Source organism: Amycolatopsis sp. NPDC051373, from assembly GCF_040689465.1.
GTDB lineage: Bacteria > Actinomycetota > Actinomycetes > Mycobacteriales > Pseudonocardiaceae > Amycolatopsis.
In genome coordinates this window covers 65,337-78,093 of record NZ_JBFBAE010000041.1, presented here as the reverse complement: position 1 = coordinate 78,093, position 12,757 = coordinate 65,337, and the positions used below count along the sequence as shown (strand labels likewise).

Sequence of the window (12,757 nt, the reverse complement as noted above, 5' to 3'; positions counted from 1 at the left end):
TCCGGAAGACATTCGCCGATCACACAGGACAACCGGAGTGGGGACGGGCCAGCGAAACAAGAAGTCGCCAAGCGCTCCATCGACCGGCCCGTCCAGCACCCACGCTAAACCCCACCAAGCGACTTGACATCCCTTAGGAACGCAACGGGTCCTGCTACAAGTCCCACCTCTGGCGCGACACGCTGCGCGACGCGGACATCACCCACAAACGCACGCGCCCCTACCGGCCGCAGACCAACGGCTAGGCCTCCAGGGCCAGCCCCACGCCGAAGCCGATGAGGACAGTGCCGGTCACGCCGTCGAGGGTGCGGCGCACGCGGCGGCGCTCGAGCCAGCCGCGCACGCGGTGCACGAGCAGGAGCAGCAGGATCTGCCAGACCGCACCCACGGCGGCGACGGTGTAGGCGAGCAGCAGGGCGTCGCCGGTGGTGGTGACGCCGGGCGTGAGGAACTGCGGCAGCACCGAGAGGTAAAGGACCAGCACCTTCGGGTTGGTCACGTTGGAGAGGAACCCCTCGCGCCAGCGGCGGAACGCGCTCTGGCGGGCGCGTTTCGCCTCGGCGAGCGACTGGTAGTCACCGCGCCAGGCGCCGCGCAGCGCCTGGAAACCGAGGTAGCAGAGGTAGGCGACACCGAGCCACTTCACGGTTTCGAAGATCGGGCGCGAGTTCGTGATCACGGCCCCGAGGCCGAGCGCGGCGAGGGTGCCCTGCAGGAAGTTGGCCACGGCGATCCCGGCGCACGCCCACGCGCCACCGCGGGCACCGCCCGACAGCGCGTTCTTCAGGACGACCATGCTGTCGGGACCGGGCGCCACGGCGAGCACCACCATCATGGCGAGGAACCCGCCGTACACACCCCACGTCATGCGGCGAACGTTAACCCGGGTCAGGACTCCAAGGCCAGGGCCGCCCCGAAGCCGACGAGCGCGGTGCCGGTCACGCCGTCGAGCGCGCGGCGCACCTTGCGCTGCTTGAGCCACGCGCGCACGCGGTGCACGAAGAACAGCAGCACCAGCAGCCACACCGTGCCCAGCACCGCCACGGTGTAGGCGAGCACGAGCGCGTCCCACGTGGTGGTGCGCACGGGGTCGAGGAACTGCGGCAGCACCGACAGGTACAGCACGAGGACCTTCGGGTTCGTCACATTGGACAGGAACCCCTCGCGCCAGCGGCGGAAGCCGCTCGTGCGCTTGCGCTGGATCTCCTCGACTTCCGCGTAGTTACCGCGCCACGCGCCGCGCAGGGCCTGGAACCCGAGGAACACGAGGTACCCCGCGCCGAGCCACTTGAGCGTGATGAACACCGGCTGGGACCGGGCGATGACCACGCCGAGCCCGAGCGCCGCGGCCGTGCCCTGCAACGCGTTGCCGGCGAAGATGCCGGCCGTCGCGAGCAGCCCGCCGCGGGCGCCGCCCGACAGCGCGTTCTTCAGCATCACCATCGTGTCCGGTCCCGGCGCCAGGACGATGAGGACCACGATGACGAGATAACTGCCGTACCCACTCCAAGTCACGTTGTTCCACGGTAATCGCCGCTCACCGCGGGGTCTCGCGGATTTCGGTCACAGCACTTCGCCGCGCGGGGCAACCCCGGCGAACCGGACGACGTGCTCATCCCGGGAGAGGGAGGGTGCGATGAATCCGATCGAAGAAGGCGAAACGGTGTTGTGGACCGGCGGGCCGCAGCGCCGCCACCGGCGCTTCCGTGACTTGTTGCTGTGGCTGCCGGTCGTGGTTCTGGTACCGGGCTTGGGTCTGCTGGTCGCGTTTTACCCGGACCATGAACTGTGGATCAGCTGGTACTTCTCGATCGCCCCGGCGGTCAGCTTCGCGGCGAACGCCGGCTCGGCGCGGTCCAAGCGGTTCGCCGCGACCTCGTACATCGTGACCGACCGGCGGCTGATCCTCGTGGTGCACTGGCCGCACGGCAACGATTTCCGCTGGGTCCCGATCCGTCTGCTCGGCTCGCCGCGGGTGCACGAGCTGGGCGACGGGGTCGGCACCGTCGACTTCGACCGGTCGGTGACGCGGTGGATGCGCCGGCGGGAGCCGTGGCGATTCCCCAGCCTGGCCCCGATCGATCCGGAACTGATCGCCATCCCCGACGCGCGGAAGGTCGCCGAGCTCATCGACCGCAACGCAGCGCACGCCTCGGTCGCCGGGTAGGCACGGGAAGTTCGCCATGCTGGGCAACCCCGGCGAACCGGACGGCGTACTCACTACCGGGGAGGCGCGATGTATCCAATCGAGCCGGACGAGACGGTGTTGTGGACGGGGCGGCCGCAGCGGTACTACTGGCGTTACCGCGACTACCACTGGTTCGTGGTGGTCCTGGTGGCCATCGTGGCCGGCCTGGTCCTGACGGGCATCTACGACGCCCCGGAGGCCGGTATCCCAGTCATCGCCGTGACGGTGTCGAGCATCGTCGGCTCCGCGATCGCGCGGCACTGGGAGCGGGCGAGCCGCGTCGGGGCGACCACGTACGTCGTGACCGACCAGCGGCTGCTGTTCGCCCGGTACTGGCCGCAGGGCTCCGAGTTCCGCTGGATTCCCTTGGCGTACCTGCGCCGGCCGCGGGTACGTGACATCGGGGGTGGGCTCGGCATCATCGACTTCCGGCCGACCGTGTCGGAGTGGGTCAAGGACCAGGGGTACCGGCCGCGGCCCGTGTGGTACCCGGAGCTGCCGGAGCTGATGGGAATCCGCGACGCGCACGAGGTCGCCGAACTCATCTCGCGGACGTCGATCGCCAGGTGAGTTCGCCGCGCGGGGCAACCCCGTCGAACCGGGCAGCGTGCTCAGTTCAGGAATGGGAGGGCGCGATGTTTCCGATCGAAGAGGGCGAGACCGTGCTGTGGTCCGGCCGCCCGCAGCGCTACCACCGGCGGTTCCGCGACTACTACTGGTGGGTGGTGCTCGCGATCCTCGTGTTCGGCGGCAGCTTCGTGATCGCTTGGTTCGACGTGCTGAGCGCGGCCTTCTACGCGTGGATCATCGTGCTCGTGCTCGTCGTCGGGTTCGCGGTCGAGCGCCCGAAGGAACGCCGCGCGCTGCTCGCCATCACGACCTACTTCGTCACCGACCGCCGGCTGGTGTTCGTCGCCCAGGGCGGGTCGGGCTCGGAGTTCCGCTGGGTGCCGCTCGCGGCGCTCCGGGCGCCCCGGGTACACGACCTCGGCGACGGCCTCGGGACGATCGACTTCCGCCCGACCTGGTGGGAGTGGGTCAAGGACCAGGAGTACCGGCCCCGGCCCGCGTGGCACCCGATGCTGCCGGAACTGGTCGCCGTCCGCGATGCCGCCCAGCTCGCCGACCTGATCGCGCGGAACGCGGCCCGCCCGTCGCACGTTGGGTGACACGTGCAGGTCATCATGTCGATCGCCTTGCCCGCCGCGACGCTGTTGCTCGTCATCGTGGGCGCCTGGGAAGTGCGGCCGGGCCGCAAGCCGTCGCGGCTGAAGCGGCGACTGTCCTCGACGTACCTCGACGAGGTCACCTCGTTCCTCTACGGCACCAAGCGCAACGAACTCGAGCACCGCGACTCCGTGGAGATGACCCTCGACCAGGACGCTCAAGGCGCGCCGCCGCTGGGGATGATCGACCTGGACCGCGGCGTGCCGATCGTGCGTCCCGCGAACCAGGACAAACGGGCCACGGACTGAAAGCTTTCGAACACGGATTGTTCCGGCCGGTCAATTTACGGTAACGGCTGGCGCCTATCGGCTGTGCTCGGCGTGCCTCGTACCCGGTCGACACCTACGTTCGACGCACGGAAATGTGATCGAAACGAGGTGCTGTGATGAAGCACGACGAATGGTCGCGACGGCAGTTGTTCCGGAGATCCGCGCTGGTGGGAGCAGCCGTACTGGGTGGTCCGGTGTTTCTTTCCGCATGTACGTCGACGTCGTCCGGTGACGCGTTGCAGGCGGCTCAGTCCGCGAAGAAGATCAAAATCGGAATCGCGAACGAATCCCCCTACGGATTCACCGATCAAAGCGGAAAAGTCACGGGCGAGGCCCCTGAAGTAGCGCGAGTCGTATTCCGGAACTTGGGGATCGACAACGTCGAGGCGAGCGCGGTCTCCTTCGACCAGTTGATCCCGGCGCTCAACGCGAAGCAGTACGACGTGGTGGCGGCCGGCATGAACATCACGGCGGCACGCTGCGGGCAGGCCGCGTTCTCCATCCCGGACTACTCGGCGCTGACCGCGCTGCTCGTGCCGAAGGGCAACCCGCAGCAGGTGCTGACGTTCCAGGACATCGCGGCGAAGAAGGTCAAGGTCGCGGTGCTGTCCGCGGCGGTCGAGAAGGGTTACGCGACCAGCGCCGGTGTGTCCGAGGACCAGATCCAGACGCTGGACTCCCAGGACAACATGCTGCGCGCCGTCACCGACGGCCGCGTCTACGCCGCGGCGCTCACCGACATCTCGCTGAAGGACGTGCTGAAGAAGAACCCCGGCGCGGCCGCCGAGGTGACCCCGGGGTTCGACCCGGTCGAAAACGGCGTGCCGGTGATCTCGGCGGGCGGGTTCGTCTTCCGCACGGCCGACAAGCCGCTGCTCGACGCGTTCAACACCGAGCTGAAGAAGCTGCACGACAGTGGGGAGTGGACGAGGATCGTCGCGCCCTTCGGCTTCACGCAGGCGAACCTGCCGAAGCCGGACGTGACGACCGAGAAGCTCTGCGCCGCGTGACGGGCGGCGCGCCGTGTCGAACGTGCCGCACATCATCTCGTCCATCCTCGCCGGGCTGGGCACCACGGTCGAGGCCGCGGTCGGCGGGATCGTCGTCACCATCGTCGTCTCGCTGATCGCCGGACTCGCCCTGCTCTCACCGAGGTGGCCCGTCCGGGCGGTCGCGCGGGTGTACGTCGAGGTTTTCCGTGGAACGTCCGAGGTCGTTCAGCTGTTCTGGCTGTATTTCGTGCTTCCGGTGCTCGTCGGGCTCCAGCTGGTGCCGTTGTTCGCCGGCATCCTGGTCCTTGGCCTGAACCACGGGGCGTACGGCGCCGAGGTCGTGCGCGGCGCCGTGCGGTCGGTGCCGAAGGCGCAGTACGAAGGGGCTGTCGCGCTCAACTTCTCACCGGTGCAGCGGATGGTGCGGGTGCTCCTGCCGCAGGCGTTCGCCGAGATGCTGCCGCCCTTCAACAACCTGTTCATCCAGCTGCTGAAGAGCACCGCGCTGCTGTCGTTCATCTCCGCGGGCGAGATCACCGAACGTGGTGAGCTGTTGCGGCCGGTGTTCGGCGCGGACATCGGCTGGATCTACGGCACCGAGCTGGTGCTCTACCTCCTGCTCGCCATCCTGATCACGACCGGGATGCGGGCGCTGGAGCGGTGGGCGGCGCGCCGGCTCGGCCGCGCACCGGTGGCGAGCACGGCCCGGGTGCTCTCGGTGGGGGGCGGAGGCACCGGATGAACTGGGACTGGCAGGCCGCCGCCGACGCGCTCCCGTTGCTGCTGAAGGGATTGCTGGTCACGGTCGAGCTCACGTTGCTCGGTTCGGCCGTCGCGTACGCGCTCGGCTTGATGCTGGCCTTGCTGCGCCGGGCCGGGATCCCGGTGCTTTCGCGGCTGGTGTTGTTCTTCATCGAGTTCATCCGCAGCACGCCGCTGCTGATCCAGGTCTTCGTACTGTATTGGCTCGTTCCGCCGTTGACGGGGATCACGATGTCGGCGTTCGTCACCGGTGTCGTGGCGCTCGGCGTGCACTACGCGACCTACACCGCCGAGGTCTACCGGGCCGGGATCGAAGCCGTCCCGAAAGGACAGTGGGAGGCGGCGGTGGCGCTGAACCTGCCACGACCGCGGGTGTGGACGGCGGTGGTGCTGCCCCAAGCGATCCCGCGGGTGGTGCCGGCGCTGGGCAACTACACGATCTCGATGTTCAAGGAAACGCCGCTGCTGCTGGCGATCGGCGTGCTGGACGTGCTCAACCGCGCCAAGGAGGTCGGTGCGGAGACCTTCCGCGTCGTCGAGCCCTACACCCTGGCCGGGGTGCTGTTCCTGCTGGTCAGCCTGCCCTCGTCATTGCTGGCCCGACGATTGGAACGCCGTGCCGAACGAACCTGACACCGCGATGATCCGGTTTTCCGGTGTGGTCAAGAAGTTCGGCGACCACGTCGTGCTCGACAACCTCGGCTTCACGGTGGCGCCGGGAGAGTTCGTCTCGCTGATCGGTCCCAGCGGATCGGGCAAGACGACGATCTTGCGACTGCTGATGACGTTGGAGAAGGTGGACGGCGGCACGATAGACGTCGGCGGCGAGTGCCTGAGCCACACTCGCCGCGGCGACCGGCTGGTGCCCGCGGACGAGAAGCACCTGCGGCTGATTCGGCGGCACATCGGCATGGTGTTCCAGCAGTTCAACCTGTTCCCCAACATGAACGTGCTGCGCAACATCACCGAGGCGCCGGTGCGTTCGCTCGGGGTGCCGGCGGCCGAGGCCGAGCAGCGGGCGCGTGAGCTGCTCGGCCTGGTCGGCCTCGAGGACAAGGCCGAAGCGCATCCGACGCGGCTCTCCGGCGGGCAGCAGCAGCGGGTCGCGATCGCCCGGGCTCTGGCGATGCGGCCCGACGTGCTGCTGCTCGACGAGGTCACCTCGGCGCTGGACCCGGAGCTGGTCGCCGACGTCCTGCGAGTGCTGCGCGACATCGCGACCACCACGGACATCACCATCCTGTGCGTGACGCACGAGATGCAGTTCGCCCAGGACGTTTCGGACCGGGTGATGATGTTCGACCACGGCCGGGTCCTGGAGGAGGCGCCGCCGGAGAAGCTGTTCACCGCTCCTTCGCACGAGCGGACGAAGGAGTTCCTGCGGGCGGTGATCGACCGGCGCTAGCCCAGGATTTCCTCGGTGGCCCGCACCGTCGCGAACTGGTTGTGCAGGTTCGCCGCGGTGACGCGGGAAAGCTCGTCGGCCGTCACGGTCGTGCCGTCGAGGGCGGGCAGGTCGAACGTGAAGGTCGCGTCGAGCGCGAAGGTCACGTCGTAGCCGAGGTTGCCGCCCATGCGGGCCGTGGTCTCGCAGCAGAAGTTGGTCTGGATCCCGGCGAGGACGAAGCTCGTGATGCCGTGGGTCTTGAGCCACGCGTCGAGGTCGACGTCGCCGAGGAAGGCCGAGTTCACCTTCTTGCCGAAGACCAGGTCGGGGCGGGCGCCGTCGAGCTCGGGCAGGAAGTCGTTACCCGGCTGGCCGGGCCGCAGCGGCGAATCGGCGTGCACGGAGTCGTGGTGCACGAGGACCACAGGGGCGCGGCGCTGCTGCCACGCGTCGAGCAGGGCCTTGATGTTGGCCTCCGCGCCGGGGTTGTTGCGCGGGCCCCAGAACTGCTCGTCGGAGAACCCGCGCTGGACGTCGATGAGGATGAGTGCGGTCATACCGCTGAGTCTCGCCGGGCCGCGAGCACCGAGGGGAGTGGCAGAAGGCGCGCGATCCGGTACTTTCCTGCCATGCGGACGATCGGGGTGCTGCTCCTGCCGGATACGCGCGCGTTCGACCTCGGGGTGATCGCCGAGGTCTGGGCGCAGGACCGCAGCGAGAGCGGGATCGGCCCGTTCACCGTGCGGCTGTGCGGGGCGGGCCGGCGGCGTACCCCGTTGTCCCCCTTCGGAGAGGTCACGTCGACGCACGGGTTGACCGGACTCGACGGCTGCGACCTGGTCCTCGCGCCCGGCCGCGACGATCCGCACGCCCCGGTGCCGCCCGCCGCGTCGGCCGCGTTGCACCGGGTCCACCGTTCCGGCGCGACGGTGGCGGGCCTGTGCTCCGGCGCGTTCACCCTCGCGGCAGCGGGCTTGCTCGACGGCCGCCCCGCGACCACGCACTGGTGGGATCTCGACGCACTCGCCGTCGCGGCGCCGAGAGCGGAGCTGCAGCGCGACGTCCTCTACACCGAGTGCGACGGCGTGCTCACCTCGGCGGGCGTGGTCGGCGGTCTCGACCTCTGCCTGCACCTCGTGCGCCGCGACCACGGCGCCCACGTCGCGGCGAAACTCGCGCGGCGTCTCGTGATGCCGCCCGCACGCGAGGGCGGCCAGCGCCAGTACGTCGAGAACCCGTTGCCCGCGGCGCCTGCCCGGCCGGGTCTGTCGTCCACTATGGACTGGGCGCTGGCGCGGCTGGCCGAGGAGATCGGCGTGGCGGACCTGTGCGGCCACGCCGGGATGAGCGAGCGGACGTTCCACCGCGAGTTCGCCGCGGCCACGGGCGTCACGCCGGGGCGGTGGCTGCGCGTGCAACGGGTGCGCCTGGCGCAACGCCTGCTGGAGACCACCGAGCTGCCGGTGGAGCGCGTCGCGCAGCGGTCGGGGCTGGGCACGGCCGCGAACTTGCGCCGTCGGCTGCGCGCGGAGGTCGGCGTCGGGCCCGATTCGTACCGGCGCACGTTCCGTTCCGCGCCCGGCGGCGTTACGGTCGGGGTATGGCCGAGTACGAGCACATCCTCGTGAAGCGCGACGGCGACACGATCACCATCACGATGAACCGCGCCGCGCGGCGCAACTCACTGTCCGCCGACCACCTGACCGAGCTGCTCGCGGCGTTCCGCGAAGCCGGCACCACCGGCGCGACGGGCATCGTCCTCGCCGGCGCCGGCCCGGTCTTCTCCGCGGGCCACGACTTCGGCGACGTCGCCGCGCGCGACCTCATGGGCGTGCGCGAGCTGCTGACGTTGTGCACCGAGCTGATGCGCACCATGCAGTCGCTGCCGCAGATCGTGGTCGCGCGCGTGCACGGCCTGGCGACCGCGGCGGGCTGCCAGCTCGTGGCCTCGTGCGACCTCGCCGTCGCCGCGTCTTCCGCGGGTTTCGCCCTGCCCGGTGGCAAAGGCGGCTGGTTCTGCCACACCCCGGCCGTCCCGGTGGCGCGCTCGATCGGCCGCAAACGCCTGATGGAGCTGGCTCTGACCGGCGACGTCGTCGACGCCGCCACCGCGCTCGACTGGGGCCTGGTCAACTCCGTCGTCCCGGACGACGAGCTGGACGACGCCGTCGCCGCCCTGCTCGCGCGGGCCACGCGCGGCAGCCGCGCGAGCAAGGCCATGGGCAAGCAGACGCTGTACGCCCAGCTCGACCGCCCGGAAGCCGACGCCTACGCCATCGCGTTGGAGGTCATGGCCTCGGCGTCGCAGCTGCCGGGCGCGCGGGAAGGCATGGCGGCATTCCTCGAGAAGCGCAAGGCGGAGTGGCCAGACTGAGAAGTCTCAGCCGCATTCAACGACGCTCCCGCAGCAGCAGGAGCGTGTACGCGGCGATCGACTGCGCGTCGGTGATGCCGCCCGCCGAGATCATCTTCTCGACCTCCGAGCGGGTGAACCACGCCGTGGTCATGTCCTGTTCCTCGAGCTCGCGTTCCGGCTCGCCCTCGGTCAGTTCGGTGGCGAGGTAGACGTGGCCGCGCTGGCTCGACATGCCGGGCGCGACTTCCAGCAGCCCGATCTCCGTGACGGTTCCGGCCCGCAGGCCCGTTTCCTCGCGCAGCTCGCGGCGCGCGAGCTCGGCGGGCGGCGTCTCGGCGAGGTCGGGGGCCGTGCCCTGGCAGAACTCCCAGCGACGCTCGCCGACGGGATAGCGGAACTGGTCGACCAGGAGCACGCGGTCGCCGTCCATCGGGATGATCAGGGCGTAGGTCGGTTTGTCGACCACCCCGTAGATGCCTTCGCTGCCGTCGGTACGGCGAATGGCGTCCTCTCGCACCGTCATCCAGTTGTTCCGATACACCTCGCGGGTCGCGACACGCTGAATGGGGTCCACTCGCCCAGTATCGCCGAGCCTGTCCTACCCTCGGCGGGTGCGTCTCGTGATCGCTCGCTGCCAGGTCGACTACGCCGGCCGCCTCACCGCCCACCTGCCGATGGCCACGCGCCTGCTCCTCGTCAAGTCGGACGGTTCGGTGTCCGTGCACTCGGACGACCGCGCGTACAAGCCCCTGAACTGGATGAGCCCGCCCTGCTGGCTCATCGAGGACGGCAAGCTGTGGATCGTCGAGAACAAGCAGGGCGAGAAGCTCGTGATCTCGCTCGACGAGATCTACCACGACCACGAGCAAGAGCTGGGCGCCGAACCGGGCCTACAGAAGGACGGCGTGGAAGCGCACCTGCAGGAACTGCTCGCCGAGCACATCAAGACCCTCGGCGACGGCTACACCCTCGTGCGCCGCGAGTTCCCCACCGCGATCGGCCCGGTCGACATCATGGCCCGCGACGCGGACGGCAAGTCGGTCGCCGTGGAGATCAAACGCCGCGGCGAGATCGACGGCGTCGAGCAGCTCACGCGCTACCTCGAACTCCTCAACCGCGACCCGCTCCTGGCCCCCGTCCAGGGCGTCTTCGCCGCGCAGATCATCAAGCCCCAGGCCCGCACCCTCGCGGAAGACCGCGGCATCCGCTGCCTGACCCTCGACTACGACGCCCTGCGCGGCATCGAATCGGACGAGTTCCGGCTGTTCTGAGCCGCCGGCGCAACCCCCGACGACCGTCCTGAGTGGACGATGTGGTGCCTTGTGAGCGCATCTGCGCGTTCGTGAGGTTCCGGTCATCGGTACCCGAGCCGTCAAGATCACACTCCTCGAACGCCCGCGTTTCCCCAGCTCATCGCCGTGGCGAGAAGGCGTTTTCCGAGATCGCCCGTGTCGGGGTGCCGCTTCGGAATCCATGCAGTACTGTCCGGATCTGACAGGACGCTGGTGTTTCCTGTGGGAAATTGTTGAATTCGGAGGTGGCTCGCGTGGAGGTCCTTGCCGACGCGAACCTGCGGCTCGACGCGAGTGCGATCGACTACATCGAGCTGGCGTTCTATTTCGTGCTGGTGCTGGGCATCGGCTATCTCGCCCGCAAGCAGGTGTCGAGCAGTCTCGACTTCTTCCTCTCCGGGCGCTCGCTCCCGGCGTGGGTGACCGGCCTGGCGTTCATCTCGGCCAACCTCGGCGCGATCGAGGTCATGGGCATGTCCGCCAACGGCGCCGAGTACGGCCTGCCGACGGCGCACTACTTCTGGATCGGCGCGATCCCCGCGATGCTGTTCCTCGGCGTCGTGATGATGCCGTTCTACTACGGCTCCAAGGTGCGCAGCGTTCCCGAGTTCATGCTCCGGCGCTTCGGCCCCGCCGCCCACTGGGTCAACGGCAGCAGCTTCGCGCTCGCGCAGATCCTCATCGCGGGCGCCAACCTGTACCTGCTGGCCAGCGTCGTGAACCTGCTGCTGGGCTGGCCGATCTGGGTCTCGATCATCATCGCGGCCGTCATCGTGCTCACCTACACCGCGCTCGGTGGCCTTTCGGCGGCCATCTACAACGAGGTGCTGCAGTTCTTCGTCATCCTCGCGGCGCTGATTCCGCTCACGATCGTCGGCCTGTACAAGGTCGGCGGCTGGAACGGCCTCATCGAGAAGGTGACCAACAGCCCGGGCGGCGCCGCGCAGACGCACTCGTGGCCCGGCAACCAGCTGACCGGTTTCGGCAGTAACTTCCTGTCGGTGCTGGGTCTCGTGTTCGGCCTCGGGTTCGTGCTCTCGTTCGGTTACTGGACCACGAACTTCGTCGAGGTCCAGCGCGCGATGGCGTCGAAGAGCATGTCGGCCGCGCGGCGTACGCCGATCATCGGCTCGTTCCCGAAGATGTTCATCCCGTTCGTGGTGATCATCCCGGGCATGGTCGCCGCGGTGACCGTGACCGAGCTGCAGGGCGCGAACAAGCAGGCCCTGCTCGACGGCAAGCCCGCGCCCAGCGGCGCCACCTTCAACGACGCGCTGCTGCTGCTGATGCGCGACGTGCTGCCGAACGGCATCCTCGGCGTCGCGATCGCGGGCCTGCTCGCGTCGTTCATGGCCGGCATGGCGGCGAACCTCAGCTCGTTCAACACCGTGTTCACCTACGACATCTTCCAGACCTACATGGTGAAGAACCGGCCGGACAAGTACTACCTGAACACCGGCCGCGTGGTGACCATGGTCGCGACGGTCCTGGCGGTCGGCACGGCGTTCATCGCGTCGACGTACGCGAACCTGATGGACTACCTGCAGACGCTGTTCTCGTTCTTCAACGCGCCGCTGTTCGCCACGTTCATCCTCGGCATGTTCTGGAAGCGGATGAGCAAGGCGGCCGGCTGGTCGGGCCTGGTGGTCGGCACGGCGGCGGCGATCGTGGTGTTCGTGCTCGACAAGACCGACGTCATTTCCCTGCCGGGGCAGGGCGCCAGCTTCGTGGCCGCGATCGCGGCGTTCGTCGTCGACATCGTGGTGAGCGTGGGTGTCACGTACTTGACGCCGCCCAAGCCGGAATCGGAGCTGGTGGGCCTGGTCTACTCGCTCACGCCACGCAATTCGCTCAAGCACGAGACCACGGGCGAAGACGCGGGCTGGTACCGAAAGCCGGTGCTGCTGGCCGGCATCGCCGCCGTCATCACCCTCGTCCTGAACTTCGCCTTCTAGGAGGACGACCGCCATGGCAACGGAATCCACACCGCGGGCGCACAAGGCCGGAGCGTTCGACATCCGCCTGATCATCGCCCTGCTGACCGGCGTGTACGGCATCATCCTGACGGTGATGGGCGCGGCGTTCGACACCGAGGCCGACCGCGTGAAGTCGTCCGGGGTGAACATCAACCTGTGGGCCGGTATCGCCCTGCTGATTTTCACGGCGCTGTTCATTCTGTGGGCGCGGCTGCGGCCGATCGTCGTGCCGGACCAGACCGGGCAGCCCGACGAGGACGAGACCACCGAACCGCCGGCAGCCGGATAGGCGGGTTGTCCGGACAGCC

Annotated in this window: 17 protein-coding genes and 1 pseudogene; 14 read left to right on the top strand and 4 right to left on the bottom strand. The window is 68.8% G+C overall.

What is annotated here, in order from left to right:
• Positions 1-143: 143 nt before the first annotated feature.
• Positions 144-242: pseudogene (locus tag AB0383_RS46125) on the top strand (IS481 family transposase); the annotation flags it as partial.
• Here the strand turns inward: AB0383_RS46125 and AB0383_RS46120 are convergent.
• Positions 242-868: a LysE family translocator gene (locus AB0383_RS46120; RefSeq protein ID WP_360590379.1), complete on the bottom strand. Its 627-nt coding sequence runs from the start codon at positions 866-868 to the stop codon at positions 242-244. The pseudogene AB0383_RS46125 and the gene AB0383_RS46120 overlap by 1 nt on opposite strands.
• 20 nt (positions 869-888) lie before the next feature.
• A complete protein-coding gene (locus AB0383_RS46115) occupies positions 889-1,515 on the bottom strand; it encodes a LysE family translocator (protein WP_366190780.1) in 627 nt (208 codons plus the stop codon).
• 121 nt (positions 1,516-1,636) lie between these two features.
• Between AB0383_RS46115 and AB0383_RS46110 the strand changes: the two genes are divergently transcribed.
• The 8 genes from AB0383_RS46110 (at position 1,637) to ehuA (ending at position 6,843) form a co-directional block, all read left to right on the top strand.
• Positions 1,637-2,167: a hypothetical protein gene (locus AB0383_RS46110; RefSeq protein ID WP_366190778.1), complete on the top strand. Its 531-nt coding sequence runs from the start codon at positions 1,637-1,639 to the stop codon at positions 2,165-2,167.
• Between the two features lie 69 nt (positions 2,168-2,236).
• The gene (locus AB0383_RS46105) at positions 2,237-2,758 is read left to right on the top strand and encodes a hypothetical protein (RefSeq protein ID WP_366190776.1); all 522 of its coding nucleotides are present in this window, start codon (positions 2,237-2,239) and stop codon (positions 2,756-2,758) included.
• 65 nt (positions 2,759-2,823) lie between these two features.
• Positions 2,824-3,357 (top strand): hypothetical protein, encoded by a 534-nt coding sequence (locus AB0383_RS46100; RefSeq protein WP_366190774.1) that lies wholly within the window; start codon positions 2,824-2,826, stop codon positions 3,355-3,357.
• A 15-nt stretch (positions 3,358-3,372) separates the two neighbouring features.
• Entirely contained in the window at positions 3,373-3,663 is a 291-nt protein-coding gene (locus AB0383_RS46095; RefSeq protein WP_366190772.1) for a DUF6191 domain-containing protein, read from the top strand.
• A 137-nt stretch (positions 3,664-3,800) separates the two neighbouring features.
• Positions 3,801-4,694, top strand: coding sequence for an ectoine/hydroxyectoine ABC transporter substrate-binding protein EhuB (ehuB, locus tag AB0383_RS46090; RefSeq protein ID WP_364187061.1), 894 nt, complete (start codon positions 3,801-3,803; stop codon positions 4,692-4,694).
• A gap of 13 nt (positions 4,695-4,707) precedes the next feature.
• Entirely contained in the window at positions 4,708-5,418 is a 711-nt protein-coding gene (gene ehuC / locus AB0383_RS46085; RefSeq protein ID WP_366190769.1) for an ectoine/hydroxyectoine ABC transporter permease subunit EhuC, read from the top strand.
• Complete coding sequence (ehuD, locus tag AB0383_RS46080) at positions 5,415-6,071, top strand: ectoine/hydroxyectoine ABC transporter permease subunit EhuD (RefSeq protein WP_366190767.1); 657 nt, start codon at positions 5,415-5,417, stop codon at positions 6,069-6,071. Before ehuC ends, ehuD begins: the two co-directional genes overlap by 4 nt.
• Positions 6,072-6,078: 7 nt before the next feature.
• Positions 6,079-6,843: an ectoine/hydroxyectoine ABC transporter ATP-binding protein EhuA gene (gene ehuA, locus AB0383_RS46075; RefSeq protein ID WP_366190788.1), complete on the top strand. Its 765-nt coding sequence runs from the start codon at positions 6,079-6,081 to the stop codon at positions 6,841-6,843.
• Here ehuA and AB0383_RS46070 read toward each other — a convergent pair.
• Complete coding sequence (locus AB0383_RS46070) at positions 6,840-7,382, bottom strand: cysteine hydrolase family protein (RefSeq protein WP_366190765.1); 543 nt, start codon at positions 7,380-7,382, stop codon at positions 6,840-6,842. The genes ehuA and AB0383_RS46070 overlap by 4 nt on opposite strands.
• Positions 7,383-7,454: 72 nt before the next feature.
• Here AB0383_RS46070 and AB0383_RS46065 point away from each other — a divergent pair, with 72 nt between their 5' ends.
• Together AB0383_RS46065 and AB0383_RS46060 are read left to right on the top strand one after the other, a co-directional pair.
• Positions 7,455-8,453, top strand: coding sequence for a helix-turn-helix domain-containing protein (locus AB0383_RS46065; RefSeq protein ID WP_366190763.1), 999 nt, complete (start codon positions 7,455-7,457; stop codon positions 8,451-8,453).
• Positions 8,426-9,199, top strand: coding sequence for an enoyl-CoA hydratase-related protein (locus AB0383_RS46060; RefSeq protein WP_364187071.1), 774 nt, complete (start codon positions 8,426-8,428; stop codon positions 9,197-9,199). The genes AB0383_RS46065 and AB0383_RS46060 overlap by 28 nt, the downstream gene beginning before the upstream one ends.
• Before the next feature lie 16 nt (positions 9,200-9,215).
• On the opposite strand, the gene AB0383_RS46055 is transcribed toward AB0383_RS46060, so the two are convergent.
• Positions 9,216-9,755 carry an NUDIX hydrolase gene (locus AB0383_RS46055; protein WP_364187073.1) on the bottom strand — a complete coding sequence of 180 codons (540 nt, stop codon included), beginning with the start codon at positions 9,753-9,755 and terminating at the stop codon, positions 9,216-9,218.
• Between the two features lie 37 nt (positions 9,756-9,792).
• On the opposite strand from AB0383_RS46055, the gene nucS reads away from it, so the two are divergent.
• From nucS to AB0383_RS46040, 3 genes are all read left to right on the top strand, one after another.
• Positions 9,793-10,452, top strand: coding sequence for an endonuclease NucS (gene nucS / locus AB0383_RS46050; protein WP_364187076.1), 660 nt, complete (start codon positions 9,793-9,795; stop codon positions 10,450-10,452).
• Positions 10,453-10,727: 275 nt separating this feature from the next.
• Positions 10,728-12,428: a sodium:solute symporter family protein gene (locus AB0383_RS46045; RefSeq protein ID WP_364187079.1), complete on the top strand. Its 1,701-nt coding sequence runs from the start codon at positions 10,728-10,730 to the stop codon at positions 12,426-12,428.
• A 13-nt stretch (positions 12,429-12,441) separates the two neighbouring features.
• Positions 12,442-12,738 carry a hypothetical protein gene (locus tag AB0383_RS46040; protein ID WP_364187082.1) on the top strand — a complete coding sequence of 99 codons (297 nt, stop codon included), beginning with the start codon at positions 12,442-12,444 and terminating at the stop codon, positions 12,736-12,738.
• Positions 12,739-12,757: the final 19 nt, after the last annotated feature.

What these genes read in the sequence shown, in the direction of transcription:
- ehuB (WP_364187061.1), top strand. Translation starts at nt 3,801, where the DNA reads ATGAAGCACGACGAATGGTCGCGACGGCAGTTGTTCCGGAGATCCGCG.
- AB0383_RS46070 (WP_366190765.1), bottom strand. Translation starts at nt 7,382, where the DNA reads ATGACCGCACTCATCCTCATCGACGTCCAGCGCGGGTTCTCCGACGAG.
- AB0383_RS46110 (WP_366190778.1), top strand. Translation starts at nt 1,637, where the DNA reads ATGAATCCGATCGAAGAAGGCGAAACGGTGTTGTGGACCGGCGGGCCG.
- ehuD (WP_366190767.1), top strand. Translation starts at nt 5,415, where the DNA reads ATGAACTGGGACTGGCAGGCCGCCGCCGACGCGCTCCCGTTGCTGCTG.
- AB0383_RS46120 (WP_360590379.1), bottom strand. Translation starts at nt 868, where the DNA reads ATGACGTGGGGTGTGTACGGCGGGTTCCTCGCCATGATGGTGGTGCTC.
- AB0383_RS46065 (WP_366190763.1), top strand. Translation starts at nt 7,455, where the DNA reads ATGCGGACGATCGGGGTGCTGCTCCTGCCGGATACGCGCGCGTTCGAC.
- AB0383_RS46105 (WP_366190776.1), top strand. Translation starts at nt 2,237, where the DNA reads ATGTATCCAATCGAGCCGGACGAGACGGTGTTGTGGACGGGGCGGCCG.
- AB0383_RS46060 (WP_364187071.1), top strand. Translation starts at nt 8,426, where the DNA reads ATGGCCGAGTACGAGCACATCCTCGTGAAGCGCGACGGCGACACGATC.
- ehuA (WP_366190788.1), top strand. Translation starts at nt 6,079, where the DNA reads ATGATCCGGTTTTCCGGTGTGGTCAAGAAGTTCGGCGACCACGTCGTG.
- AB0383_RS46095 (WP_366190772.1), top strand. Translation starts at nt 3,373, where the DNA reads ATGTCGATCGCCTTGCCCGCCGCGACGCTGTTGCTCGTCATCGTGGGC.
- AB0383_RS46100 (WP_366190774.1), top strand. Translation starts at nt 2,824, where the DNA reads ATGTTTCCGATCGAAGAGGGCGAGACCGTGCTGTGGTCCGGCCGCCCG.
- AB0383_RS46040 (WP_364187082.1), top strand. Translation starts at nt 12,442, where the DNA reads ATGGCAACGGAATCCACACCGCGGGCGCACAAGGCCGGAGCGTTCGAC.